This is a genomic window from Rhizobium sp. S152 (assembly GCF_030380735.1).
In the GTDB taxonomy this organism is placed as follows: Bacteria; Pseudomonadota; Alphaproteobacteria; order Rhizobiales; family Rhizobiaceae; genus Rhizobium.
The window spans coordinates 261,663-286,885 of sequence record NZ_JAUDRZ010000001.1; the positions used below are offsets into that span (position 1 = coordinate 261,663).

Below are 25,223 nucleotides of genomic sequence, written 5' to 3' on the forward strand. Positions count from 1 at the left end.
CATAAATTGGCGAAAGCTTAGTTCGCCTGAACCTTGGCACGCGTCTGTTCTTCAGCTACGCGCTGCGCGAACATCTGCGAAAAATCGATCGGGTCGATCATCAGCGGCGGGAAGCCACCGTTACGCGTGACGTCTGCGATGATCTGGCGAGCAAACGGGAAGAGCATGCGCGGGCATTCGATGAAGAGAACCGGCAGCATGTGCTCCTGCGGGAAACCGGCGATGCGGAAAACGCCGCCATAAACCAGCTCCGTATGGAAAACCGTCTTGTCGCCATCCTTGGCTTCGGCGTTCAACGACAGAACCACGTCGAAATCCGTGTCCGACAGCGGATTGGCGTTCACGTTGACATTGATGTTGATGGCCGGAGCCTTGTCGCGAGCCTGGAGCGAACGCGGCGCACCCGGATTTTCGAAAGAGAGATCCTTGGTGTACTGCGCAAGAATGGTAAGGCTGGGGCTCGTTGCGCCGTTGTTGTCGTCTTCGTTGGCCATGGGCTTTTCCTCGAGGGCTTTGGATTGTGCCGCATCTATCATTTTGAGCAATGGGTTACAACCCTGGCGCCCAGCGGGACGGCAGGCACGATAGGCTTAATCTCCGAGGTGTTTTCCCGACCATGGTGATTTTCCATCCGGCTCCCTCCGGTAATCCTCTTCATCTAGATCGACGACCTTGGGATCGCTCTGCCGACCGGGCCGAGACGATGCCGTAAAGCCTCCCTTCGAGCCCACGACGACGAAGCGCCGGCTGATATAGCGCCATGCCAGATCCCGCACCGGCGGAATGAACATCAGGATGGCGATGATGTCGGTGATGAAGCCGGGAATGATCAGTAACAGTGAGGCGATAACGAACATCGCCGGGCGAAGCAATTCGCGACCAGGCAGCGCACCGCTTTGACCTTCCGCTTGCATGCGGCGCAGGATGCCGATGCCTTGGCGCCTCAGCAGTGTCATTCCGGCAATGAAGCTGAGCAGGACCAAGGCCAGCGTTAGCCATAAGCCGATCATCTTTCCGACAACGACAAAACCCGCGATTTCCGCAAGCGGCATAAGAAGGATGAAGGCAGGCAGCATTGTAAGGCGCATGTGTCTCTCCCGGGGTTGCCGGGCTCCGTTGCGGCGGCCGTTTTGGCCGACCCATTTGAATCATCTGTATAGGCAGACTATATGGGAGTACAAATCAGGGATGTTAACGGCTTTACGGCGGGGATATGGGCTCAAACGACTTCATCACATTGTTTTTTCTCGTGGCGGCGGTGCTGATTTTTCTGCAGCTTCGCAGCGTCCTCGGTCGTCGTACGGGAAATGAGAAGCCGCCGCGCGATCTTTACACCCCTCGCGATGCAGTCGGTCCCGAAGGTCCCGATGCCGGCAAAGTCGTCACGTTGCCCCGTCGTGATGCCGCCGGCGAAGAGGAAGATCGCTTCGCCGCGATCGATGCCTTCGCTCCAGTCGGCACGCCGCTCAACGATTCCTTGCGCGAAATGAACAAGGCCGATCCCTCCTTCACGCCGAAGGAATTCATCAATGGCGCCCGGATGGCATACGAGATGATCGTCATGGCCTTCGCCGACGGTGACCGCAAGACACTGAAGAACCTGTTGTCCAAGGAAGTCTATGATGGCTTCGACGCCGCGATCGCCGATCGCGAGTCAAAAGGCGAGAAGGTCAAGTCGACCTTCGTCGGCATCGAGAAGGCAGAGATCACCAATGTCGAGGTAAAGGGCAGCGAGGCCCAGATCACGCTGCGGATCGCCAGCCAGTTGATTTCGGCGACCTATGACCGTGACGATAAGTTGGTCGATGGCGATGCGGAGAGTGTGGCTGAGGTCAATGACCTCTGGACCTTCGCGCGGGACACGCGGTCGCGTGATCCGAACTGGAAACTCGTGGCCACCGAATCGGAACATGAGTGACGAAAGAGAGGGCTTCGCCCTTCGGGAAACAAGCTTCGATGAGCTGAAAGGCTGGAGGGATGATGATCCCTCCAGCCTTTTTGAAACCATGGAAGCCTGCTGCAGGTACATCGAGGGCACGAAGCCATATCGCGCCGGTACGCTGGGATTGACCGCGCAGGACCTTCTGCCACTGTTGCACGCGGCAGGTGAGGCCAAGATGGGCTCTGCGGCGGACGCCAGGTCTTTCTTCGAAACTCACTGTCGGCCATTCCGCATCCTCCGTGCTGGTGGCGATCCGGGCTTTGTCACGGCATTCTACGAACCTGAGATCGCGGTATCGGCAATGCGGGACGAGGAATACAATTATCCTTTCTATCGCCGCCCTAGTGATCTCATTGATCTCGACAACACCAACCGTCCGGCTCAATTGGAATCCGGCTATGTTTTTGGCCGGAGCCGCGATGGCGTGATCGATGCCTATCCAGACCGCCGCGAAATCGATCAGGGAGCACTTGCCGGGCTTGGGCTGGAAATCGCCTGGGCGAAGTCGAAAGTTGACGTTTTCTTCGTGCATGTGCAAGGCGCTGCCCGGCTGCGTTATCGCGACGGAAGCATTGGCCGCATCACCTACGCCGCCAAGGCCGGCCATCCGTTTTCGGCGATCGGAAAATTGCTCATAGAGCGCGGTGAGATCGACCGGTCGGTGATTTCGATGCAGTCGATCCGCGCATGGTTGGCTGACCATCCCGACGAGGTCGATGAGGTCCTCTGGCACAATCGGTCCTACATATTCTTTCGTGAGGCTGAGACAGGCCTTGACGATGGTCCGATTGCGGCCGCGAAGGTGCCGCTCATCGCGGGACGATCGCTCGCCGTCGACCGGCTGATCCACACCTTTGGCTTTCCATTTTTTATCCGCTCGAAAGAACTTCGCCATCTCGACGGCGGCAAGCCCTTCGAAAGGCTGATGCTCGCACTCGATACCGGCTCGGCCATTGTCGGTCCGGCCCGAGGCGACATATTCACCGGCTCTGGCGAGCTGGCCGGTGAGCGAGCCGGCACCGTTCGCCACGACGCAGATTTTACCATACTGATTCCCAATGCCGCAGCCGCGAGGTTCCGTTGATGGTGCGGGATCGTAAGCTCAGCACGGATGAAAGAATTCTCTGGGGCAAGGTTGCCCGCAGCACGCGACCCATGCCCGGCAAAAAAGATCAGTTAAGCGAGATCGATGCCTTCTTGAACGAGGCGGAAGTCGAAATTGACAAAGCGCTGGCGAATAGGCCCGTCGCAAACGTCGCCGCCCAACCTCCGTCTCCCAAGCCGAAGCAAACGTCCGGTGTTCATCATCCGCTGGAACGACCTGTCAAACGAAAGATCGCGAAAGGCCATGTGGCGCTCGAAGCGCGCATCGACCTTCATGGGCTCGTGCAGAGCGAAGCGCACGTCATGCTGCTCGATTTCCTGATGCGCGCGCATGAGCGCGGCATGCGACACGTTCTCGTCATCACTGGCAAGGGTAGCTCGCTCGGCAGCGAAGGCGCCCTTAAGCGGGCAGTGCCGATGTGGTTCTCGAAGCCGGAGTTCCGCTTCCTGATTTCATCATACGAGACTGCGGCGCAGCATCACGGTGGCGAGGGCGCCCTCTATATCCGTCTCGCCCGGCGTCACGGGGATCCACTTTGACGCCGTTCGGTGAAGCCATTCGCAAGTTGCGGGCGCGCAAGGGGGTGTCGCAGAAACAGATGGCTGCAGCCTTGAATGTGTCTCCAGCCTACCTTTCCGCGCTGGAGCATGGACAGCGCGGCATGCCGAGTTTCGACCTGCTGCAGCGCATTGCCGGATACTTCAACATCATCTGGGACGAAGCCGAAGAGCTCTTCCTTCTGGCTCGCTTTTCGGACCCGAAAGTTGTTGTCGATACATCGGGAATGTCGCCCGAACACACCGCCTTTGCAAATCTCCTGGCGGGCCGGATTCGCCATCTTGACAGCGCTGCATTGGCTCAACTCACGGCGGTTTTGGAAAATGCCGTCAAAGCGGACGGAAAAGGGTCATAATCCCCTGTTTTATGCCGCATTTGCAGGCGCTGCCATTGGGAAGTCAAACCAAAAACCCTATATTCTGACGTGGATATGGCCGGTGATTCGCAAGTCTTGAACCGGCTTCGACAACAGGGAAATTCTCGACAATATGACCGATACACCCGCGACGGAAAACGGCGTTAGCACCGAATATGGCGCAGACTCGATCAAGGTCCTGAAGGGGCTCGACGCAGTCCGCAAGCGCCCGGGCATGTATATCGGCGACACCGACGACGGCTCCGGCCTGCATCACATGGTCTACGAAGTCGTCGACAACGCCATCGATGAAGCGCTGGCCGGCCATGCGGATATCGTTACCGTGACGTTGAACGCCGATGGCTCCGTCACCGTCACCGATAACGGTCGCGGGATCCCGACCGATATTCATAGCGGCGAAGGTATTTCGGCTGCCGAAGTGATCATGACCCAGCTCCATGCCGGTGGCAAGTTCGACCAGAACTCCTACAAGGTTTCGGGTGGTCTGCACGGCGTCGGCGTCTCGGTTGTCAATGCGCTCTCGCTTTGGTTGAAACTTCGTATCCGTCGCAATGGCAAGCTTCACGAGATCGGTTTCACGCATGGCGTTGCGGATGCGCCGTTGGCGGTGATCGGAAACTACGAAGGACGCTCGGGAACGGAAGTAACCTTCCTTGCGAGCCCCGAAACCTTCACCATGACGGAATATGATTACAACACGCTCGAACACCGCTTGCGCGAGCTTGCCTTCCTGAATTCCGGCGTCCGCATTCTGCTGACCGACAAGCGTCATTCCGACATCAAGCAGGAGGAGCTTCGGTATGATGGCGGCCTAGAAGCCTTCGTTCGCTATCTTGACCGTGCCAAGAAACCGCTTGTTGATCAGCCGGTCGCCATTCGTGGCGAGAAGGATGGCATCACCGTCGAAGTTGCGATGTGGTGGAACGACAGCTACCACGAGAACGTGCTGTGCTTCACCAACAACATTCCGCAGCGCGATGGCGGCACGCATATGGCCGGCTTCCGCGCGGCGCTGACACGTCAGGTGACGTCCTATGCGGATAGCTCCGGCATCACCAAGAAGGAAAAGGTCAGCCTTCAGGGGGAAGACTGCCGCGAAGGCTTGTCGGCTGTCCTTTCGGTCAAGGTTCCCGATCCGAAATTCTCGTCACAGACCAAGGACAAGCTTGTTTCTTCTGAGGTCCGGCCGGTTGTCGAAAATCTCGTCAATGAGGCGCTGAGCACATGGTTTGAGGAGCATCCGACCGAAGCGAAGATTCTCGTCGGCAAGGTGGTTGAGGCCGCCGCCGCCCGCGAGGCTGCCCGCAAGGCACGGGAACTGACCCGCCGCAAGGGTGCGCTCGACATCGCCTCGCTGCCCGGCAAGCTTGCCGATTGTTCCGAGCGCGATCCGGCCAAGTCCGAAGTCTTTCTCGTCGAAGGTGACTCCGCAGGCGGTTCGGCCAAGCAGGGGCGCTCGCGTGAAAACCAGGCGATCCTGCCGCTGCGCGGCAAGATCCTGAACGTCGAGCGCGCGCGCTTCGACAAAATGCTGTCGAGCGCCGAAATAGGCACGCTGATTACCGCGCTTGGGGCTGGCATCGGCAAGGACGAATTTAACGCCGACAAACTGCGCTATCACAAGATCATCATCATGACGGATGCCGACGTCGACGGCGCCCACATCAGAACACTGCTCTTGACCTTCTTCTTCCGCCAGATGCCGGAACTGATCGAGCGTGGTCACATCTACATTGCCCAGCCGCCGCTCTATAAGGTGTCGCGCGGCAAATCGATCCAGTATCTGAAGGACGAAAAGGCGCTCGAGGAATATCTCATCGCCCAGGGGCTCGACGATGCCGCGCTGAAGCTCGGCAGCGGCGAAGTCCGGGTCGGGCAGGATCTGCGCGAGGTGATTGTCGATGCGCTGCGTTTGCGCGCACTGCTTGACAATCTGCATTCGCGCTACAACAGGGCGGTCGTCGAGCAGGCGGCAATTGCCGGCGCACTCAACGCCGAGGCGGTAAGCAACCCTGGCCGAGCGGAAGAGCTCGTCGCCGAAGTCGCCAGACGTCTCGATATTATCGCGGAAGAAACAGAACGCGGTTGGGAAGGCGGTTTGACGAGCGAGGGCGGCCTGCGCCTCGAGCGCATGGTTCGCGGCGTGAAGGAAGTCGTCGTTCTCGACATGGCACTGATCGGCTCGCAGGATGCGCGCCAGATCGATCAGTTGTCGTCGCGCCTAAAGGAAATATACCAGACGCCACCGACGCTCTCGCGCCGCGAAGGTCAGCTGGAAATCTCCGGTGCCCGCGCGCTTCTCGAAGCGGTCTTCGCCAGCGGCCGCAAGGGTCTGACCATGCAGCGATACAAGGGGCTCGGGGAGATGAATGCCGAGCAGCTCTGGGAGACGACACTCGATCCGAACGTCCGGTCGCTGTTGCAGGTCAAGGTGGCCGACGCGACGGATGCGGATGGTCTGTTCGCCCGCCTGATGGGCGATGAGGTCGAACCGCGCCGAGAATTCATTCAGGAAAACGCGCTCAGCGTCGCCAATCTGGATATCTGACGAAGCCCAGACTGCCAATTTCAAAATCCCCACGACGTCAGCGTCGTGGGGATTTTTGCTTCTGGTCAGCCGGCTATGAACTGGCCCTTGAACGCGACTTCCGAGAGCGGTTTGCGCTGGCTCGGAAACTCACGTTCCTGATTGTGTTCCGACAGGACGCTCTTGTCGGCAAGGCGGCCCACCGCAATGCCGGCTTCCACGCGGTAGCCCTCGGGAATATCGAAGGTCCGTTTGATCTTCTCATGCTCGATGCCGCCCATGCCGTGGGCGTAGAAACCGGAGAGCTTCGCCTGCAGCGCCAGGTAGCCCCAGGCCGTGCCGGCGTCGAAGGAATGCGTGTAGCTCTTGCGCCCTTCGGAAAAATCACCGTTGAAACCCTTCGAGACCACGAAGATCAGGGCCGAGGCGTTCTTGGCCCACTCCTGATTAGACTCAACGAGCAGCGCGACGAACTTGTCCCAATCGTTCGATCCCTTCAGCGCATAGATAAAGCGCCAGGGCTGCTGGTTGGCGGAGGAGGGTGCCCAGTGCGCCGCATCCAGCATGCTGAGCAGCGTAGCCTCTTCGATAGCCTCGCCCGTGAAGGCGCGAGGAGACCACCGGTCAAGGAAAAGCGGTTCGATCGGATATTGGGATTCGCGGCTGTTGCTCTTCGTCATGGTTCTTCCGGCTGTTCTAGAATGTTGAAATCAAATGATATCGCGCTTTCCGAAAATTTCGATGGCGGATATCGAACCTCGTTCACGGCAGACGGTGCACAGTCTGTTTCAAGAAATGTGGCCTCCCGCGCGCACGAAAGCACGCTAGAAGTCCGCCCCATGTCATTGAGATAGGAGAGCGGCGTTGCTCGTAAACGGCAAGTGGACGGAAGATTGGCAGCCGGTGCAGGCCAAGGATGAAAAAGGCGGCTTCGTGCGCCAGACTTCGAGCTTCCGCAACTGGATCACCCCTGACGGCAGCGCTGGCCGGACGGGTGACGGAGGCTTCAAGGCGGAGCCCGGCCGTTATCATCTCTACGTTGCCTATATCTGCCCCTGGGCGTCGCGCGCCCTTATCGGCCGGAAGCTGAAAGGGTTGGAAGAAGCGATATCGATCTCTGTCGTCGAGCCCGCCCTGACCAAGCAGGGATGGCGGTTCGGCGACTACACCGGCGCCACGCAGGATCACCTGCAGGGCGCAACCTACATGCACCAGATCTACACGAGCGCGGACCGCACGTTTACCGGCCGCGCCACGGTACCGGTTCTATGGGACAAACGGCGCCAGACGATCGTCAACAACGAATCCTCGGACATTCTGCGGATGATGAACGACGGCTTCGGCGATCTCGCAACAAATACGATCGATCTCTATCCAGAGCCGCGTCGCGCGGAGATCGATGCTTTCAACGAGCGGATCTATCCGAGCCTCAACAATGGGGTCTATCGCGCCGGTTTCGCAACAACCCAACTGGCTTACGAGGAAGCATTTACCGGCGTTTTCGAATGCCTGGACTGGATCGAGCCGCAACTGGAAGGAAAACCTTTCCTGTTTGCCGATCATCCCACCGAAAGCGATATCCGCCTCTTCGTAACGCTGGTTCGTTTTGACGTGGCCTATCATGGCATCTTCAAGTGCAATCTGCGCAGGCTGTCGGATTACAGGAACCTGCGCGCTTTCTGCCGCCGCATGCTCGACTGGCCCGGCATCGCCGAAACGGTGAATATCGACCATATCAAGCGAGGCTACTACTCGATCGAAAGCCTGAACCCGACACGCATCGTACCCCTCGGCCCTGATCTCTTGGAGATTTTCTGACACGGCGTACCGCCGACGCAAAAACCCGTAATGACACCCGTGAATAATTCGTTCATAGGTGATCATCATTCGCTTATGCCAGGAGGACGTTCAATGAAGCTCATGCGTGTTGGAGAGGTTGGCAAGGAAAAGCCGGCGCTACTGGATTCGGAGGGAAAGATCCGCGATGTGTCCGCTCATGTTGCGGATATTGCCGGCGAAGCGATCTCGCCGGCCGGCTTGGCGAAGCTCGCCACGCTCGATCCGAAGAGCCTGCCGGAGCTTTCTGCTGGCCGCATCGGCGCTTGCGTGGCCGGAACCGGCAAATTCATCTGCATCGGCCTGAACTTCTCCGATCATGCAGCCGAAACCGGTGCGACCGTTCCGCCGGAACCGGTCATCTTCATGAAGGCGACGTCCGCGATCGTCGGGCCGAACGACAACGTCCTTATCCCGCGAGGCTCCGAGAAGACCGACTGGGAAGTGGAGCTCGGCGTCGTCATCGGCAAGACGGCAAAATACGTCAGCGAAGTTGAGGCGCTTGATTATGTTGCCGGCTATTGTGTTTCGCACGACGTATCCGAGCGCGCTTTCCAGACGGAACGTGCAGGCCAATGGACAAAGGGAAAGTCCTGCGACACCTTCGGCCCGATTGGCCCTTGGCTGGTCACCAAGGACGAAATCAGCGATCCACAAAACCTCAGCATGTGGCTGAAGGTCAATGGCGAGACCATGCAGAACGGCTCATCGAAAACGATGGTCTATGGCATCGCGCATGTCGTTTCCTATCTCAGCCAGTTCATGTCGCTGCATCCGGGCGACGTGATCTCGACGGGAACGCCTCCGGGTGTCGGCATGGGAATGAAGCCGCCGCGGTTCCTGAAGGCCGGCGATGTCGTGGAACTCGGTATCGAAGGTCTCGGAATCCAGAAGCAGACATTCTTGGCCGATAGCTAAGTTGTTTCTCGAGCTTTAACGTCCGAAGCACACCATCATGCCGGGGATATTATCTCCGGCATTTCTTTTTGCGGTGCGGACCACGAATGTTGCTGTGCAACAAAAACCTGTTACTGTGCGTTGAGATGCCAGCACGTCGTTGGAACGATTTCGATGCCTTTCAAGCGGTGTCATCGTCCGGCCGGGAGAAAGGTGGCGCATCTCATGTTTTATCAGCTCTATGAATTCAATCACGCGGCAATGGCACCATTTCGGGCCATGGCGGACGTGATGCGCCTTGCCTATGCCAATCCGCTGAACCCGATGTCGCAGACACCCCTGGGCCGAACGATGGCTGCAAGCCTCGAAATGTTCGAGCGCACCACGCGTCGCTACGGCAAGCCGTCGTTCGATCTCAAGCAGACGGTGATCGAAGGTCGCGAGGTCGCGGTGCGCGAGGAGATCGTCTGGTCGAGACCTTTCTGCAACCTCCTGCATTTCGCCCGAAATACCGCGCGCGATCACGGCCCGGACCCCAGAATTCTCCTGGTCGCGCCGATGTCCGGCCACTACGCCACGCTGCTGCGCGGCACGGTCGAGGCTTTGTTGCCGAGCGCCGACGTCTACATCACCGACTGGATCGATGCCCGCATGGTGCCGATGACGGATGGCACGTTCGATTTCGACGATTATGTCGACTACGTCATCGAGATGCTGCATTTCCTCGGTCCCGACACCCATGTCGTTGCGGTCTGTCAACCCTCGGTTCCGGTTCTTGCCGCTGCGGCGGTCATGGAAGAAGCCAATGACCCGTTCTCGCCATCCTCGATGACGCTCATGGGCGGGCCGATCGATACGCGTATCAATCCGACTGCCGTCAATCAGCTGGCAAAGGACAAGCCGCTTCAATGGTTTGCCGACAATGTCATCATGAACGTTCCGTGGCCGCAGCCGGGCTTTATGCGGCCGGTCTATCCCGGCTTTCTGCAGCTCTCCGGCTTCATGTCCATGAACCTTGATCGGCATGTTGTCGCCCACAAGGAGTTCTTCATGCACCTCGTGAAGAATGACGGCGAGCCGGCAGAGAAGCACCGTGATTTCTACGACGAATATCTGGCGGTCATGGATCTGACGGCTGAGTTCTACTTGCAGACCGTGGATCAGGTTTTCATCAAGCACGCGCTGCCGAAGGGCGAACTGGTTCACCGCGGTAAGCTCGTCGATCCCGCGGCGATCCGCAATGTCGCGCTTCTCACTGTCGAGGGCGAAAATGACGACATCTCTGGCGTCGGACAGACGGAGGCCGCTCAGACGCTGTGCGTGAATATCCCCGACAACAAGCGCATGCATTACCTGCAGCCCGATGTCGGTCACTACGGCGTATTCAACGGCTCGCGCTTCCGCCGCGAGATTGCCCCGCGCATCGTCGCCTTCACGCGCGAGCACGCCCGCTCGGGCAAGCCCGGCGTCAAGCGGGTGATAAAGGGCGGAAAATCCGCCTAGTTAGCGAATGCTGAATTAGATAATTCATTTCAAGGCCTTGTTCGATTTGAGCTGTAAATGCCTTGAAGGCGTATCAAGCGGTAACCACATCGATTTTCAGCGTTCGGCATTTCGCCGGGCGCCGAAAATGCGAGGACACCGCAAGATGAACCAGTCAGCATTGCTTCGACCGGATTGGACTCCGGCTACCATTGCCCTGATGATCCTTGGCTTCGTGGTTTTCTGGCCTCTGGGTCTCGCCATGCTTGCCTATATTATTTTCGGGGAGCGCCTTCGCGGTTTCAAGCGTGACGCAAACAGCGCGGCGGATGGATTCTTTGCCGGCTGCCGACGTTCGCATGGCCGCTACCGCCCGCAGTTCACGACGGGCAATGTCGCCTTTGACGATTGGCGCAAGGCCGAACTCGACAGGCTCGATGAGGAGCGCCGCAAGCTCGACGAAATGCGCGAGGAATTCGACAACTATGCCCGTGAACTTCGCCGCGCAAAGGACCAGGAAGAGTTCGATCGCTTCATGCGCGATCGCAAGAACAGCAGGCGCGACGACAACGGCCCGGTGGCCGAATATCAGACGCCGTAACTCTTTCTTTTGAAAGCAAGAACCCGGCATCTAGCTGATGCCGGCTTTTCTATGCGCGAAATTGCCTCGAATCATATAGAAAATGCCGATGTTTTCGCTTCTGTCCAAGCCGCGCCGTAGCGCCCGCAAGCCAGCGCCGCCGGAAATCCGGACGCTCGACGTGGCCGGGCGCCTGATGCCGCTGACGATCAAGCAGCATGAACGCGCGACCCGCATAACGCTGCGCATCGAGCCGGGCGGCCGGGCGCTAAAGATGACGATCCCGAGCGGTCTGGCGCAACGCGAAGTCAATGCCTTTTTGGATCGGCACCAAGGTTGGTTGCTCACCAAGCTCGCCAAATTCGCGATCGATGCCGGCTTGCGAGATGGCGGATCCATTCTGTTTCGCGGCGTCTCCCACCGCATTCAGCACACCGGCAGCCTGCGCGGCTTGACCGAAGCGGTGTCGATCGATGGCAAGGCGGTCCTCAAGGTCAGTGGTATGCCCGAGCATATCGGCCGGCGTATCGCGACCTTTCTTAAAAAGGAAGCGCGTGCCGATCTCGAGCGGCTGGCGCGGTTTCATGCGCGGTCGATCAGCGCTCCCATCAACTCGATTTCAATGAAGGACACGCGCAGCCGGTGGGGCTCGTGTTCCTCCGAGGGCAATCTTAGTTTTTCCTGGCGCATCGTCATGGCGCCGCCATCGGTGGTGGATTATCTCGCCGCGCACGAAGTTGCCCACCTCAAGGAAATGAACCATGGCCCGCGCTTCTGGGCACTCTGCAAGAAGCTCTGCCCGCACACCGAAGAATCGAAGGCATGGCTGAAGCGTCACGGCAGTCAGCTTCACGCCATCGATTTTGATTGAGCGGATACGCCCCAAAATTCAGTGACATCCGCGATTTGGCTCGACTTTAACTGCTTTTCGTGTCACTTCGCTGCCATGAAACCGGATATCAAAATCTGTGGTCTGAAGACGGCCGAGGCGATTGATCGCGCGCTGCAGCGCGGTGCGACCCACATCGGCTTCATCTTCTTCGAAAAGAGCCCTCGCTATGTCGAGCCTGATGTCGCCGCAGCACTTGCAGTGTCGGCGCGCGGCAAGGCCAAGATCGTCGCCGTGGTGGTTGATCCCAGCAACGACGATCTCGATGAAATCGTTGCGCTTTTGAAGCCCGATATCCTGCAGCTCCATGGCAGCGAGAGCCCCGAGCGCGTCCTGACCATCAAGGCGGTTTACGGTTTGCCCGTGATGAAGGCGTTTTCGATCCGGACTGCCGACGATCTTAAGCGCGTCGAAGCCTATATCGGCATTGCCGACAGGTTCCTTTTCGATGCAAAACCGCCGAAAGGGTCCGAACTCCCTGGCGGCAACGGCGTTTCCTTTGATTGGAGCCTGTTGACTTGGCTTGACGGCAATGTGGATTACATGCTTTCCGGTGGCCTGGACAAGGCCAATATCGCCGAGGCGCTGGCAATCACCAAGGCGCCGGGGATCGATGTGTCCTCAGGTGTGGAAAGCGCGCCCGGCGTCAAGAATGTAGCAATGATCGATGAGTTTTTCGATGCGGTCGAACAGGCTTGCCAGCCTGAAACGGCCACAGGGAGTTGAAATTGAACGAGACCCCAAAACCCAATTCCTTCCGCTCCGGTCCAGATGAGGACGGTCGTTTCGGCATTTATGGCGGCCGCTTCGTCGCTGAAACACTGATGCCCCTGATCCTGGATCTCCAGGCTGAGTGGGACAAGGCCAAGAACGATCCGGAATTCCAGGCGGAACTGAAGCATCTCGGCGCCCATTACATCGGCCGCCCGAGCCCGCTCTATTTCGCCGAGCGCCTGACGGCGGAACTCGGCGGCGCGAAGATCTATTTCAAGCGCGAAGAGCTGAACCATACCGGTTCGCACAAGATCAACAATTGCATCGGCCAGATCCTGCTCGCCAAGCGCATGGGCAAAACCCGCATCATCGCCGAGACCGGCGCCGGCCAGCACGGTGTTGCCTCGGCAACCGTCGCCGCGCGCTTCGGTCTCCCTTGCGTGGTCTACATGGGCGCGACCGACGTCGAGCGTCAGGCCCCCAATGTTTTCCGCATGAAGCTCCTTGGTGCAGAAGTCAAGCCGGTCACGGCTGGCCACGGCACCCTGAAGGATGCGATGAATGAGGCGCTGCGTGACTGGGTCACCAACGTCGATGATACCTACTACCTGATCGGCACTGCCGCCGGTCCTCATCCCTATCCCGAGATGGTCCGCGACTTCCAGGCCGTTATCGGCGCCGAAGCCAAGGAGCAGATGCTCGAGGCTGAAGGCCGTCTGCCGGATCTCGTCGTCGCGGCCGTCGGTGGCGGCTCGAATGCGATCGGCATCTTCCACTCGTTCCTGGATGACGCCAGCGTCAAGATCGTCGGCGTCGAAGCGGGCGGCAAGGGCCTCGAGGGCGACGAGCATTGCGCCTCGATCACCGCTGGCTCGCCCGGTGTTCTGCACGGCAACCGCACCTATCTGTTGCAGGACGGTGACGGCCAGATCAAGGAAGGCCATTCGATTTCGGCCGGCCTCGATTACCCCGGCATTGGTCCCGAGCACTCCTATCTGAACGATATCGGCCGCGTCGAATACGTACCGATCATGGACTACGAAGCGCTCGAAGCGTTCCAGACGCTGACCCGCCTCGAAGGCATCATTCCGGCGCTTGAGCCGTCGCATGCACTGGCGGAAGTGATCAAGCGCGCACCGAAGATGGGCAAGGACGAGATCATCCTGATGAACCTCTCCGGTCGCGGCGACAAGGACATCTTCACCGTCGGCAAGATTCTGGGAATGGGTGCATAGTCATGACCGCACGTATGGACAAACGATTTGCCGATCTGAAGGCTGAAGGCCGCCCGGCGCTGGTCACCTACTTCATGGGCGGCGATCCGGATTACGAGACGTCGCTCGGCATCATGAAGGCATTGCCGGAAGCCGGCTCCGACGTGATCGAACTCGGCATGCCCTTTTCCGATCCGATGGCCGATGGCCCAGCCATTCAGATGGCGGGCCAGCGTGCGCTGAAGGCAGGGCAGACGCTGAAGAAGACGCTGCAGCTCGCAGCCGATTTCCGCAAGAACGATGACGCGACGCCGATCGTGCTGATGGGTTACTACAACCCGATCTACATCTATGGCGTCGAGAAATTTCTCGACGACGCATTGGCATCGGGCATCGACGGCCTGATCGTCGTCGATCTGCCGCCCGAAATGGATGACGAGCTCTGCATTCCCGCCATCCGCAAGGGCATCAACTTCATCCGTCTGGCGACGCCGACGACGGACGAGAAGCGTCTCCCGACCGTCCTGAAGAACACATCGGGTTTCGTCTATTATGTCTCGATGAACGGGATCACAGGTTCGGCGCTGCCGGACCCGTCGCTGGTATCTGGTGCCGTCGCGCGCATCAAGCAGCATACAAACCTGCCCGTCTGCGTCGGCTTCGGCGTCAAGACGGCCGATCATGCGAAGGTCATCGGCGGTTCCGCTGATGGCGTCGTCGTCGGCACGGCAATCGTCAATCAGGTGGCGCTCAGCCTGACCAAGGATGGCAAGGCGACAGCCGACACCGTTCAGGCAGTCGCCACGCTCGTTCGCGGGCTGTCATCGGGAACTCGTTCGGCGCGCCTTGTTGCTGCCGAATAGTTTTCCCACATTGGCAAGAGTTAATCAGGAGTTTTCGACTTGAACTGGATCACCAACTACGTTCGCCCCCGCATCAATTCCATGCTGGGCCGCCGCGAAGTGCCGGAGAACCTCTGGATCAAGTGCCCGGAAACGGGCGAGATGGTCTTCCACAAGGAGCTGGAAGACAACAAATGGGTTATCCCGGCGTCCGGCTATCATATGAAGATGCCGGCCAAGGCGCGTCTGGCCGATCTGTTCGACGGCGGTGCCTTTGAATCGCTGCCGCAGCCGAAGGTCGCGCAGGATCCGCTGAAGTTCCGCGATTCCAAGAAATATACCGACCGTCTTCGCGATAGCCGCGTGAAGACCGATCAGGAAGACACGATCGTTGCCGGCGTCGGCAAGGTTCAGGGCCTGAAACTGGTTGCCGTCGTTCATGAGTTCAACTTCATGGGCGGCTCGCTCGGCCTCGCCGCCGGCGAAGCGATCGTCAAGGCGTTCGAACGTGCCATTTCGGAAAAGTGCCCGCTCGTCATGTTCCCCGCTTCGGGCGGCGCGCGTATGCAGGAAGGCATCCTGTCGCTCATGCAGCTTCCGCGCACAACTGTTGCGGTCGACATGCTCAAGGAAGCCGGCCAGCCTTATATCGTGGTCCTGACCAACCCGACCACCGGCGGCGTCACGGCCTCTTACGCAATGCTGGGTGATCTGCACATCGCCGAGCCCGGCGCGGAAATCTGCTTCGCCGGCAAGCGTGTCATCGAGCAGACGATCCGCGAAAAATTGCCGGAAGGCTTTCAGACATCGGAATACCTGCTCGAGCACGGCATGGTGGACATGGTGGTCAAGCGCCACGATATCCCCGACACTCTGGCTCGGGTCTTGAAGATCCTGACGAAGAAGCCGGCGAATGTTGTGTCGACCGAAAATGCCGGCGCGATTGCGATAGCCGCAACCGCCTGATCACTCCATCACAGGCGGGTTGAGCGATGATACCCAGAGGCCAAACCGCAGTGAGCGAGGCGGCGCAGGAAATCGACAAGCTCATGGGGTTGCATCCCAAGGGCTTCGATCTCTCGTTAGATCGCATTACGCGTCTTCTCGCCGTGCTCGGCGATCCGCAAAAGAGGCTGCCGCCGGTCATTCATGTCGCTGGCACCAACGGCAAAGGGTCGGTCACGGCCTTTTGCCGCGCGCTTCTGGAAGCAGGCGGCTACAGCGCCCATGTCCACACCTCTCCGCATCTGGTCAATTGGCACGAGCGTTACCGCATCGGCGTCAAGGGTGGTCGTGGGCAACTGGTCGACGACGCCGTCTTTGCCGATGCGTTGCGCCGGGTTGCAGCCGCCAACGACGGGCAGAAGATCACCGTCTTCGAGATCCTTACCGCCGTGACCTTCCTGTTGTTTTCCGAACAGCCAGCCGATGCGGCCATCATCGAAGTCGGCCTCGGCGGCCGTTTCGATGCCACCAATGTCATTTCCGATCCCGCCGTCTCGGTTATCATGCCGATCTCGCTCGATCACCAGCCTTATCTTGGCGACCGTGTCGAACTCATCGCCGCCGAAAAGGCCGGTATCATGAAGCGTGGACACCCCGTTGTCATCGGCAAGCAGGAATACGACGCGGCGCTGGATGTTCTCCTGTCGACCGCCGAGCGTTTGAACTGCCCGACGGCATCCTTTGGCCAGGATTTCATGGCGCACGAGGAATATGGCCGGCTGGTTTACCAGGATGAGTTCGGTCTGGCTGATCTGCCCTTGCCGCGTCTTCCGGGCCGCCATCAATACGCAAACGCCGCTGCCGCCATCCGTGCGGTCAAGGCCGCAGGCTTTGTCGTCACCGAAGCTATGATGGAAAAGGCGATGACTTCCGTCGAATGGCCTGGCCGTCTGCAACGGCTGAGCGATGGCAACCTCATGGCCAGTGCCCCGCCGCGAGCCGAGATTTGGGTCGACGGTGGTCATAACCCAGGCGCCGGCGAGGTGATCGCGGAAGCCATGGCCAATTTCGAGGAGAAGCAGCCGCGACCGTTGTTTCTGATCATCGGAATGATCAACACCAAGGATCCGGTCGGCTACTTCAACGCTTTCAAGGGATTGGCCGAGAAGGTCTACTGCGTGCCGATCCGCGGCAGCGACGCGATGATCGATCCGGTCATCCTTGCAAACGCCGCTTATGACGCCGGCCTCGTCGCCGAGCCGATGTCGACGGTCGCCGATGCGCTTGAGGCGATCCGCGAAGGGCTGGTGGACGACGTACTGCCGCCGCGCATCCTGATCGGCGGGTCGCTCTATCTGGTTGGCGACGTCTTGGCCGACAACGGCACTCCCCCGACATGAAAAAAGCCCGGTCTGACCGGGCTTTTTCTTATCCAGATCGGTGCCTGATTAGGCGGCGTTCGAAATCCAGCTCGAGAGAGCCGTCTTCGGAGCAGCGCCAACCTTGATGTCGGCAACTTCGCCCGACTTGAAGATGGCGAGCGTCGGGATCGAGCGAACGCCGAACTGTGCTGCCAGTTCCGGGTTTTCGTCAATGTTGAGTTTGGCAACCTTGACCTTGCCGGCAAACTCGACAGAGAGTTCTTCCAGGCTCGGCGCGATCATCTTGCAGGGGCCGCACCATTCAGCCCAGAAATCCACGACGACGGGTTCTGCGGATTCCAGAACTTCCGACTGGAAGTTATTGATATCGACTTTCACGGTAGCCATAGGCTGTTCCTTTGTCAGATTTCCTGTTGCATCAAATGTGATGGCGCGGGGCCTAGATTTCAATGTCGGTATTTCATTTTGTGCCAACCCGCGCAAGCGCCAATGCCATGGCATCGGGCGTCAAGGTGAAGACCGAGCCGTTCTCGGTATAGACAAGCATGCAGTCGATCCTTTTGTCGGGATAAAGCGCAGCGAGGATATGGCGATAGATGGCGAGCTGCGCCACATGCGCGAAGGGAATGCCCGATGCGGAAGTGGGCGGAACACGGTTGGTCTTGTAATCGAGGATCACAACCCTGTCGTCGAGCACAGCCAAGCGGTCGACACGCCCCGACACGGCATAGTCGCGGCCGTTGAGAGATAGCGTTCCCATGATCGACACTTCGGCTTGCGCATGCGCCGCGAATATCTCGTCGAGGCCCGACTCGTTCAATAGTTTCATCACCGAATCGATCAGCGTCCGCCGCTCGGCCTCGGGCCAGAACCGGGCGGCGCGCTCGGTATAGCGCCGGGCTGCGTCGGCACGCTCGTCTGGTGCGATCTCCGGCAGCATCTGCATCATGCGGTGAAGTAGCCGCCCCTTCTGCAGCGATCGATCGGATTTCTCCTTGTCGCTGAAAAGCGGTGAGGCGACCAGAAGATCATCCGCCTGTTCGTCGATGACCGTTCCGGCACCGGAAGGGCTGAGTGGTCGTGGCAGTTGCGTCTGTGCCGGCAGCGGGCGGCTGAGATCGATCGGCAGGGCGTCCTTGATCGTTGCCTGCTCTGTGCGATCTGCCGGCTCGAAACGCTTGTCGACCCGGGGCACGCGCCATTTAATGCCCTGCCAGTCTCCATCCGGCGCCGAGAAGCTCGCCACCGTGACATGCGGATGATTATCGCTCATGACAGCCGAGATCATCGCGTGCCAGGTGTCGGTGTTGAGACGAACGCCGCGATAGCCGCAGACGACAAGCCGATCGGCCGCGCGGGTCATAGCCACATAGAGCAGCCGCCGATATTCCTCTTCGGTCAGAACCTGGATACGTGCAGCGTCGGCCTGCGTCAGCGAATTGCCGAGATCGCTGACCGGCACCCAAACGGGCATTGCCGGCTCGTCCTTGTTCTGCTCGATTAACCGCAGCTTCGGCATATGCGTATGTGTAAACGCCTTGGAGCCACCGTCCACGAGGAAGACGATCGGCGCTTCGAGACCTTTCGAGGCATGAACCGTCATGATCCGCACTTCGTTGCGGCCCTTGTCCAGTTCGCGCTTGACCTCGGGCGCTTCCAGCTCGAGCGTCGAGATGAAGGACTGCAGCCCCGGCAGGCCGGAAGTCTCGTGATCCAGCGTGAACGTCAGGAATTCGTCGAGAATATCGCTGACCTCGGTTCCAAGCCGGGCGAGGAACCGCCGCCGCCCGCCATGCTTGCCGAGCAGCCGCGCATAGAAATCATGCACTGACAGCGTCTTCTGCTCTTCCAGGAAGAGCGTCAGCCGTGCGACCGCGGCGCCCAGCCGCTCGTCACCGTCGGCGGCGAATTTGCGCATGTGGGTCCACACGCTCTCTCCGTCGCCGCGAAGGGCGGCGATTGAGAAAATATCGTCTTCCGTTAAGTCGAGGATTGGGCTCTTCAGCAGCGCCGCGAGAGAAAGGTCGTCTTCCGGAAGCAGCAGGAAGCGGCCCAGCGCCACCAGATCCTGCACGGCGATATGGCTCGTCAGCCTGAGGCGGTCGGCGCCGGCGACCGGAATATTGTCGCGTCGCTTTAGTGCGCGCGTCAGTGCGTTCACGAAAGCGTCGCGCTTGCGCACGAGCACCAGGATATCGCCCGCTTCGATCAGGCGCTCCTTGCCCTTCTCGATGATGGTTTCTTTGCCGACCAAACTGCCGATCGTATGAGCGATGCGCTTCGCAAGGATTGCCGCTGGGGCGCTTTCCGGCGTGGCGTCGAAAGGCGCCGTCCAGTCTTCCTCCTTGATCGCGGTCTCTGGCGCTACCATGTCCCAAAGGTCGACGGCGCCGGGGTGGCCGATGCGGTTGGATCTATGTACGACAGGTTCGTCGGCAGCACTCAAGCCACGCGCGTTCTCGGCCGGCGAAAACACATGGTCCACCGCCGCAAGCACGTCCGATGTCGAGCGGAAGGAGAGCGGCAATCGCACCGTGGAAAAGGCGAGCCCGCTTTGCGAAACGCGATGGCGCGTCCGTTGGCTCTCCTCCGAGAAGCGCTCCGGCCGTGCACCCTGGAAAGAATAGATCGACTGCTTCTCATCACCGACGGCAAACAGTGTGCGCACCACGTTGCGGGCGCTCTCACCCGAGAAGAAATCCCCGGCGAGCGACTGGATCACGCTCCACTGGATCGGGCTGGTATCCTGCGCCTCGTCGACGAGGATATGGTCGATGCCCTGATCCAGCTTGTAGTGGATCCATGGCCCCACATCGCTCTTGTTCAGCAATTCCGCCGTTCGGGTAATCAGATCCTCGAAATCGAGCTGGCTACGCTGCTTTTTCAGCTCCTCATAATCGCGGTTCAACCGGTCGGCCAAGATCAGCGCCGCCCGGGTAGCGTCGAACATCCTGACAATCTTCAGCCGATCCCTGCAGTACATGACATGCGCGCGCGCCGCGGCGATCGCATCGGGGAGATCGGGCGCGCTCGCCAGCATGGCCTTGACGAAGAACTGTGAATCCGACTTTGGTTCGCCCTTCGCGGTCAGGAAAGCTTTTTCCAGCAGCGGAATCCGGCGCACGGGATCGGCTTCCCTCATCGCCATCCGCAAAGCCAAAGCGATATCCTGAGCCTTGGCGCCACCCTTCTGATCAGTGAGATCGAGATAAAGCTGAAGCGCCGTACCCGAAAGCCCCGGCAGCGGCCAGCAGGCTTGCGCGATGCTCAGTTCGCTATCGTCCTCGGTAAGTTCGAGCCGTTCCCTCAGCGTCCCGTCAATGCCGCCGCTCTGCTCGGCAACAAGCGCGAACTTTCGGATCGCATTGCGATTGGCGATGATATCGCCGAGCAATGTTTCCAGCCCGGATTCGTCTCCGAGATTGAGAACATAGGAAAAGGCGTCTGCGAGCGCCGGGTCCTGCTCTGGCGTTGTCGCGGTCAGCAGCGATCGCCGTGCGTCGGCAAGCAGCGTCGTTGCTGCCCGGTCGTCGAGCACGGAGAAATGACCGGCGACGTTCGCCTCCAGCGGAAACTGGTGCAGCAGTGCTTCACAGAACGCGTGAATGGTCTGGATCTTCAGCCCACCCGGCGTCTCCAGCGCCTTGGCGAACAACCGCCGTGCTTCGGCAAGCTTCAACGCATCCGGTATCTTGCCCTCGATCTGGCGAATCCGCTCACTGAGCTCGCCATCGGAAAGCACGGCCCATTCCGCCAGCCGCTCGAAGACGCGGTTCGACATCTCGGATGCGGCCGCCTTGGTATAGGTGAGGCAGAGGATAGCCGAGGGTCTGGCGCCGGAAAGCAGCAACCTGATGACCCGTTGCGTCAGGACATGCGTCTTGCCGGAGCCGGCATTGGCCGAAACCCAGGCCGATCGTTGCGGGTCTGAAGCGATCGATTGCTGGATGGTGGTCCAGCTTGTCCAGGCGACTGGATCGTCGCCTTCGGGCAGGGCGGTTTCGTCATTCATCGCCGCTTGCCTCCTCGCTCTCCGCTGTCGACCATTCCGATACGCGCGCCAGGTGATCGTAGTCGCCGCCGAAGTCGAATTGCTGAGCGGGAATAAGGCGCGAGGTGAATCCACGCTCGCCGGATTGCAGCAGTGACACGAACTTGACGAGCTGGTCGATCGAATCCGCTGCGAGTTCCACCGCGGATTTGGCCTTGTCGCTTCTGGCGGAAAACTCGTTATTGACGGTATCCACCTGGAAACGGGTTCCGGGACGCAGACGTACATAGAGCAGGTTCTGTGGCACCTGGCTTCCGGCGTCTCCAAATGCGCCGGCCTTCAGCACCGCGGCTTCCAATGCCAGCTGCGGATCGAGCAGCGCACGCGCCTGGGCGGGCGAGGGGTTGAATCCCGTCTTGTAGTCGATGATATCGGCGGCATTCGGCCCGGTCACGTCGATCCGGTCCGCGACGCCGCTTAGCCTCACATCGATCTGCTCGAGCTGCATGCCGCCACGGACCTCGGTAAGCGTCCGCTTGATCTCTGGTCTCCGCTCCGCTTCCCAATCGAGGAACGATCGTGCCACCTCGCGGAAGCGCGGCCGCCAGACGGCGTCGATATGCGGCGGCAGTCGCTCCATGTCGAAGAGATCGGTGAGTATGCGCTCCATCGCCGCCGCTGCGTCCGGCGTTCCAGCAATATGCCCTTCGCGTACAAAGCGGTCGATGATGGCATGGTAGAGCGTCCCGCGCTCGGCAGCACCCGGATCGCGATTGAAGGGCGCGACGGGATCGAGGCGGAGAACACGGCGCGCGTAAATGGCATAGGGATCTCGCCGCAACCTGCCGACTTCGCTGAACGAGAAGGACTTGGGCTGCATCTCCCTCGGTGGAACAGGGCTCGGCCGCTGCGCCGGTGCCTGCCGGTCCCCCTGGTCCAACTGGTTTGCCCAGTGCAGAAAACGGTCGCCTCGCGCCTTCATTTCGGATTCGAATCCATCGCCCCCGAAGGCGAGCAGCCGCTGCAGCCAGCGCGAGGCGACGGTTGGCGTCGCGCCCTGCCGCAGCGCGCGCGAATAGATGAGATTGCGGGTGCCGTTGGCCATTTCGAAGTCGTGCGCCAACTGGCCGATCCGCCGTTCGGGCGGCTCCAGTCCGATTTCGGTTTTCATGCTGCGCGAGATGAACGGGTTGTTCGCCGTCTGCCCCGGCCAGGAACCTTCGTTGAGACCGCCGAGAACAAGCGTATCCACGCTCTGCAGGCGGGCTTCCAGCGTGCCGAAAATGAAGAGGCGCGGGTGGCTCAGCGCGCGCGGCTTGACGGACTGGCCAGCAGAGAGCGCGGCCATGATGTCGATCCATTGCGGCCCGTCGGCATCGATCGTTCCCTCGGTGTCGATGACCTCTCCAAGCAAACCGGCCAGCGTGTCGCCTGCTTCGCCTGACCACAGCTCGGAAAGATCACCGCGGTCGTCCCGCGCGACCGCCTCGAGCGCGCGACCGGTGCGCGACGCCCATTCCGCGAGCGAGAAGCTCAGCGTCAGACCGCGGCCGTCAGAGCGCCGGCGAACGAGTGCCGAGGCCAGTGGCTCGGTTGCTTCGGCGATGCGGCGAGCGAGGTCGCGCGCACGATCAGGCGCATCGAGCGGCAGCGATTTCTGCCATTGCGGCGCGTGTCGGTCACTCAGTTGCTCGTCAAGCTGATGATCGAGCAACGGTTCGAGCGCAGCTATGTCCACATCGGCGACACCGCCGCGCAGTGCCAGCAGTTCGAGCGCTGCGACCGCTTCGATCAGCGCCTCACGCGTATGGCCGAACCGTGCAAGAGGATGTTTCAGCAGGCTGACGATCGCGACAGGATCACCAGGCCGCAGCGCTGCCTCCAGCAAGAGCAGCAGCAAAGTGCCTTGAGGCGTGGCGGCGAGTGGTGTGCCGGCGGAATCGTCGGCGACGATGCCGAAGCGCGACAGCTCCGCGGCCACCCGGCGCGCCAGATTTCGGTCCGGCGTAATCAGCGCCGCCCGGCTGTCGCCATCCTTGCCCGGTTGCTCCAGCGCGAGCCTCAGCGCGATCGCGATCGCCGTCGCTTCCTCGCGCTCGTTGGAAGCTTCGATCAGCGATACATCGCCGAAAGCGTCCGACATAGCGGCTTCGCCCAGTTCAGCCTTCCACGGACCCCAGTCGCTGGTTGCTTCAGCCGGTACAAGAGCCCGCGAAAGAATTTCGCTGCGAAGCCGAAGCGCCGGCTCGGAATCCTCAAGCATCGCGACATCGTCTCGCGCCAAGTGCAGCCGCTTGAGAAGTTGCGAGAGGCCATACTGCGAATGGCTGCGGCTCGCCGGGTCCGGTCTCTGGCCAAGATATTCATCCGGCGCCACCATCCGCCAATGCTCGTCCGACATGCCGAGGTCGAGACCCGGCAGCACGATAACGCCCTCGGGAATGTTAGCCACGGCGGCAATAAGGTCGGCGGTCGCGGGTACCGATCCGGTCGAACCGGCGATGATGATCGGACCCGCCGGCGGTGTCGCCGCGATCCTGTTTGCTTCGGCGCGCAAAATTGCGTTTCGGTGTCGCGCGGGTGAGGACCGGCCGAGTTCGTTCAGCCGCTCCGGCCAGAAGGCGCTGGCGATCTGCAGAAACTCCGCGGTCAGCTGCCACCAAAGCGCATGATCCTTGGCCTCAAGCCGTGCCAGTTCGCTCCATTCGCGATCTTCAGTCTCGATCGCATCGATCAGTTCGGCAAGATTTCGCGCCAGCCAGATGGCGTCCGCCGGGCTTGCAGGCGCGACCAGCGGCGAATCTGAATGAATGCTGCGAACGATCTCGGGCAGCTTGTTGCGCCAGGCGAGAATGAGCCGGGCAAGCTCCAGCAGTCGTGCGGTGTTGGATAGCGGCTGCGCGAGGTCGAGCGTCGCAGGTAACGCCTCGTCGAAATAGCCGCTGTCGTCATCGGTTTCGCCGAGCGGGCGAATGACCGGGAGGATCGCCGAGCGACCTCCCAGCAGATCCACGAATTCTGACCGCAGCACACGCGCTGCACGGCGCGTCGGCAGATAGATGGTAACCTTGGCCAGCGAGAGCGGATCCGACGGATCGTGGCGGAACAGCGGGGTGAGGCGGCCATCGCAGAGCGTTGCAGCCAACGTCGCGAGAAACGGCCGGCCGGCCGGAATGGTAAGAACCCTGGGCTGGTGTCGAACGGTCATCGCTTACGCGAACGTCCGGTAACGCCGGATCGTCTCCTCTGCCTCGCCGATTGCCTCGGGGGTGCCGACGGTCAGCCAATGACCTTTCAGGATCGTTCCATACAGCCGACCGCGGGCGATTGCCTTGTCGAAGTAGATGTTCACGTTGAATGCATCGTCCGGCGCATCATCCAGGAACGACGTATCCATGGCAATGGCACCGGCATAAACGACAGGGCTCGGTCCCTCGTCGCGATATCGCGCCAGTCGTCCGTCATCAGACAGGTTGAAGTCGTTCTTGCCGTTATGCCCTGTCGTGTCTTCCAGCTTCACGCACAGCATCGCCATGTCCATATGGTCTGCGTCATAGAATCCGGCCAAGTGACGGAGATTGCTGGGCTGGTTCGGATCTTCGCCGATCCAGAAGAGATCCGCATTGGTAACGAAAACAGGGCCAGGCTCAAGAAGCTTGAGGCCCTTCGCAAGGCCGCCGCCGTTGTTCATCAGCCGTTCGCGCTCGTCCGAGATGATGATCTCGAGCCGCTTGTAGCTTGAGAGATGCGCGAGCATCTGGTCGGCGTGGTGATGCACATTGACCACCGCACGCTCGACGCCGGCTTCCGCCAGCGCATCGAGCGAATAATCGATCATCGCCTTGCCGGCGATTTTAACCAGCGGCTTCGGGATCGTATCGGTAATCGGGCGCATACGGGTGCCGAGGCCGGCAGCCAGCACCATGGCTTGCTTGATCGTCAT

The 25,223-nt window shown here is 60.2% G+C and carries 22 protein-coding genes; 15 read left to right on the plus strand and 7 right to left on the minus strand.

Going from position 1 to position 25,223, the window contains the following annotated elements; translation table 11 throughout:
- Positions 1-17: 17 nt before the first annotated feature.
- A complete protein-coding gene (gene secB, locus QTL95_RS01220; protein ID WP_037181421.1) occupies positions 18-494 on the minus strand; it encodes a protein-export chaperone SecB in 477 nt (158 codons plus the stop codon).
- 96 nt (positions 495-590) lie between these two features.
- The gene (locus tag QTL95_RS01225) at positions 591-1,088 is read right to left on the minus strand and encodes an FxsA family protein (RefSeq protein ID WP_289718136.1); all 498 of its coding nucleotides are present in this window, start codon (positions 1,086-1,088) and stop codon (positions 591-593) included.
- 125 nt (positions 1,089-1,213) lie between these two features.
- On the opposite strand from QTL95_RS01225, the gene QTL95_RS01230 reads away from it, so the two are divergent.
- From QTL95_RS01230 to gyrB, 5 genes are all read left to right on the plus strand, one after another.
- Entirely contained in the window at positions 1,214-1,918 is a 705-nt protein-coding gene (locus QTL95_RS01230; protein WP_289718137.1) for a Tim44/TimA family putative adaptor protein, read from the plus strand.
- Complete coding sequence (mltA, locus tag QTL95_RS01235) at positions 1,911-3,026, plus strand: murein transglycosylase A (RefSeq protein WP_289718138.1); 1,116 nt, start codon at positions 1,911-1,913, stop codon at positions 3,024-3,026. Before QTL95_RS01230 ends, mltA begins: the two co-directional genes overlap by 8 nt.
- Positions 3,026-3,586: a Smr/MutS family protein gene (locus QTL95_RS01240; RefSeq protein ID WP_289718187.1), complete on the plus strand. Its 561-nt coding sequence runs from the start codon at positions 3,026-3,028 to the stop codon at positions 3,584-3,586. Before mltA ends, QTL95_RS01240 begins: the two co-directional genes overlap by 1 nt.
- Positions 3,583-3,960 (plus strand): helix-turn-helix domain-containing protein, encoded by a 378-nt coding sequence (locus QTL95_RS01245; protein WP_289718139.1) that lies wholly within the window; start codon positions 3,583-3,585, stop codon positions 3,958-3,960. Before QTL95_RS01240 ends, QTL95_RS01245 begins: the two co-directional genes overlap by 4 nt.
- A gap of 133 nt (positions 3,961-4,093) precedes the next feature.
- A complete protein-coding gene (gene gyrB / locus QTL95_RS01250) occupies positions 4,094-6,529 on the plus strand; it encodes a DNA topoisomerase (ATP-hydrolyzing) subunit B (RefSeq protein WP_289718140.1) in 2,436 nt (811 codons plus the stop codon).
- A gap of 65 nt (positions 6,530-6,594) precedes the next feature.
- Here the strand turns inward: gyrB and QTL95_RS01255 are convergent, their stop codons facing one another.
- Positions 6,595-7,188 carry a nitroreductase family protein gene (locus tag QTL95_RS01255; protein ID WP_289718141.1) on the minus strand — a complete coding sequence of 198 codons (594 nt, stop codon included), beginning with the start codon at positions 7,186-7,188 and terminating at the stop codon, positions 6,595-6,597.
- A 184-nt stretch (positions 7,189-7,372) separates the two neighbouring features.
- Between QTL95_RS01255 and QTL95_RS01260 the strand changes: the two genes are divergently transcribed.
- The 10 genes from QTL95_RS01260 (at position 7,373) to QTL95_RS01305 (ending at position 17,307) form a co-directional block, all read left to right on the plus strand.
- Entirely contained in the window at positions 7,373-8,326 is a 954-nt protein-coding gene (locus tag QTL95_RS01260) for a glutathione S-transferase family protein (RefSeq protein ID WP_289718142.1), read from the plus strand.
- Positions 8,327-8,419: 93 nt separating this feature from the next.
- Positions 8,420-9,262 carry a fumarylacetoacetate hydrolase family protein gene (locus QTL95_RS01265; RefSeq protein ID WP_289718143.1) on the plus strand — a complete coding sequence of 281 codons (843 nt, stop codon included), beginning with the start codon at positions 8,420-8,422 and terminating at the stop codon, positions 9,260-9,262.
- A gap of 204 nt (positions 9,263-9,466) precedes the next feature.
- The gene (locus tag QTL95_RS01270; RefSeq protein WP_289718144.1) at positions 9,467-10,744 is read left to right on the plus strand and encodes a polyhydroxyalkanoate depolymerase; all 1,278 of its coding nucleotides are present in this window, start codon (positions 9,467-9,469) and stop codon (positions 10,742-10,744) included.
- A 145-nt stretch (positions 10,745-10,889) separates the two neighbouring features.
- Complete coding sequence (locus QTL95_RS01275) at positions 10,890-11,324, plus strand: DUF2852 domain-containing protein (RefSeq protein WP_289718145.1); 435 nt, start codon at positions 10,890-10,892, stop codon at positions 11,322-11,324.
- An 88-nt stretch (positions 11,325-11,412) separates the two neighbouring features.
- Positions 11,413-12,174, plus strand: coding sequence for a M48 family metallopeptidase (locus tag QTL95_RS01280; RefSeq protein WP_289718146.1), 762 nt, complete (start codon positions 11,413-11,415; stop codon positions 12,172-12,174).
- Between the two features lie 75 nt (positions 12,175-12,249).
- Positions 12,250-12,918, plus strand: a complete 669-nt coding sequence (locus tag QTL95_RS01285) for a phosphoribosylanthranilate isomerase (protein ID WP_289718147.1) — start codon at positions 12,250-12,252, stop codon at positions 12,916-12,918.
- A gap of 2 nt (positions 12,919-12,920) precedes the next feature.
- Positions 12,921-14,141, plus strand: coding sequence for a tryptophan synthase subunit beta (gene trpB, locus QTL95_RS01290; RefSeq protein WP_289718148.1), 1,221 nt, complete (start codon positions 12,921-12,923; stop codon positions 14,139-14,141).
- A 2-nt stretch (positions 14,142-14,143) separates the two neighbouring features.
- The gene (gene trpA, locus QTL95_RS01295; RefSeq protein ID WP_289718149.1) at positions 14,144-14,983 is read left to right on the plus strand and encodes a tryptophan synthase subunit alpha; all 840 of its coding nucleotides are present in this window, start codon (positions 14,144-14,146) and stop codon (positions 14,981-14,983) included.
- Between the two features lie 39 nt (positions 14,984-15,022).
- Positions 15,023-15,928 (plus strand): acetyl-CoA carboxylase, carboxyltransferase subunit beta, encoded by a 906-nt coding sequence (gene accD / locus QTL95_RS01300; RefSeq protein WP_289718150.1) that lies wholly within the window; start codon positions 15,023-15,025, stop codon positions 15,926-15,928.
- A 26-nt stretch (positions 15,929-15,954) separates the two neighbouring features.
- On the plus strand, positions 15,955-17,307 hold the full coding sequence (locus QTL95_RS01305; protein ID WP_289718151.1) for a bifunctional folylpolyglutamate synthase/dihydrofolate synthase: 1,353 nt from the start codon (positions 15,955-15,957) through the stop codon (positions 17,305-17,307).
- Between the two features lie 48 nt (positions 17,308-17,355).
- Here QTL95_RS01305 and trxA read toward each other — a convergent pair whose 3' ends face one another.
- The 4 genes from trxA to QTL95_RS01325 form a co-directional block, all read right to left on the minus strand.
- On the minus strand, positions 17,356-17,676 hold the full coding sequence (gene trxA, locus QTL95_RS01310) for a thioredoxin (protein WP_037181376.1): 321 nt from the start codon (positions 17,674-17,676) through the stop codon (positions 17,356-17,358).
- Between the two features lie 73 nt (positions 17,677-17,749).
- Positions 17,750-21,301: a double-strand break repair helicase AddA gene (gene addA / locus QTL95_RS01315; RefSeq protein WP_289718152.1), complete on the minus strand. Its 3,552-nt coding sequence runs from the start codon at positions 21,299-21,301 to the stop codon at positions 17,750-17,752.
- Positions 21,294-24,488 (minus strand): double-strand break repair protein AddB, encoded by a 3,195-nt coding sequence (gene addB / locus QTL95_RS01320; RefSeq protein ID WP_289718153.1) that lies wholly within the window; start codon positions 24,486-24,488, stop codon positions 21,294-21,296. The genes addA and addB overlap by 8 nt, the downstream gene beginning before the upstream one ends.
- A gap of 3 nt (positions 24,489-24,491) precedes the next feature.
- Positions 24,492-25,223, minus strand: a complete 732-nt coding sequence (locus QTL95_RS01325) for a nucleotidyltransferase family protein (RefSeq protein WP_289718154.1) — start codon at positions 25,221-25,223, stop codon at positions 24,492-24,494.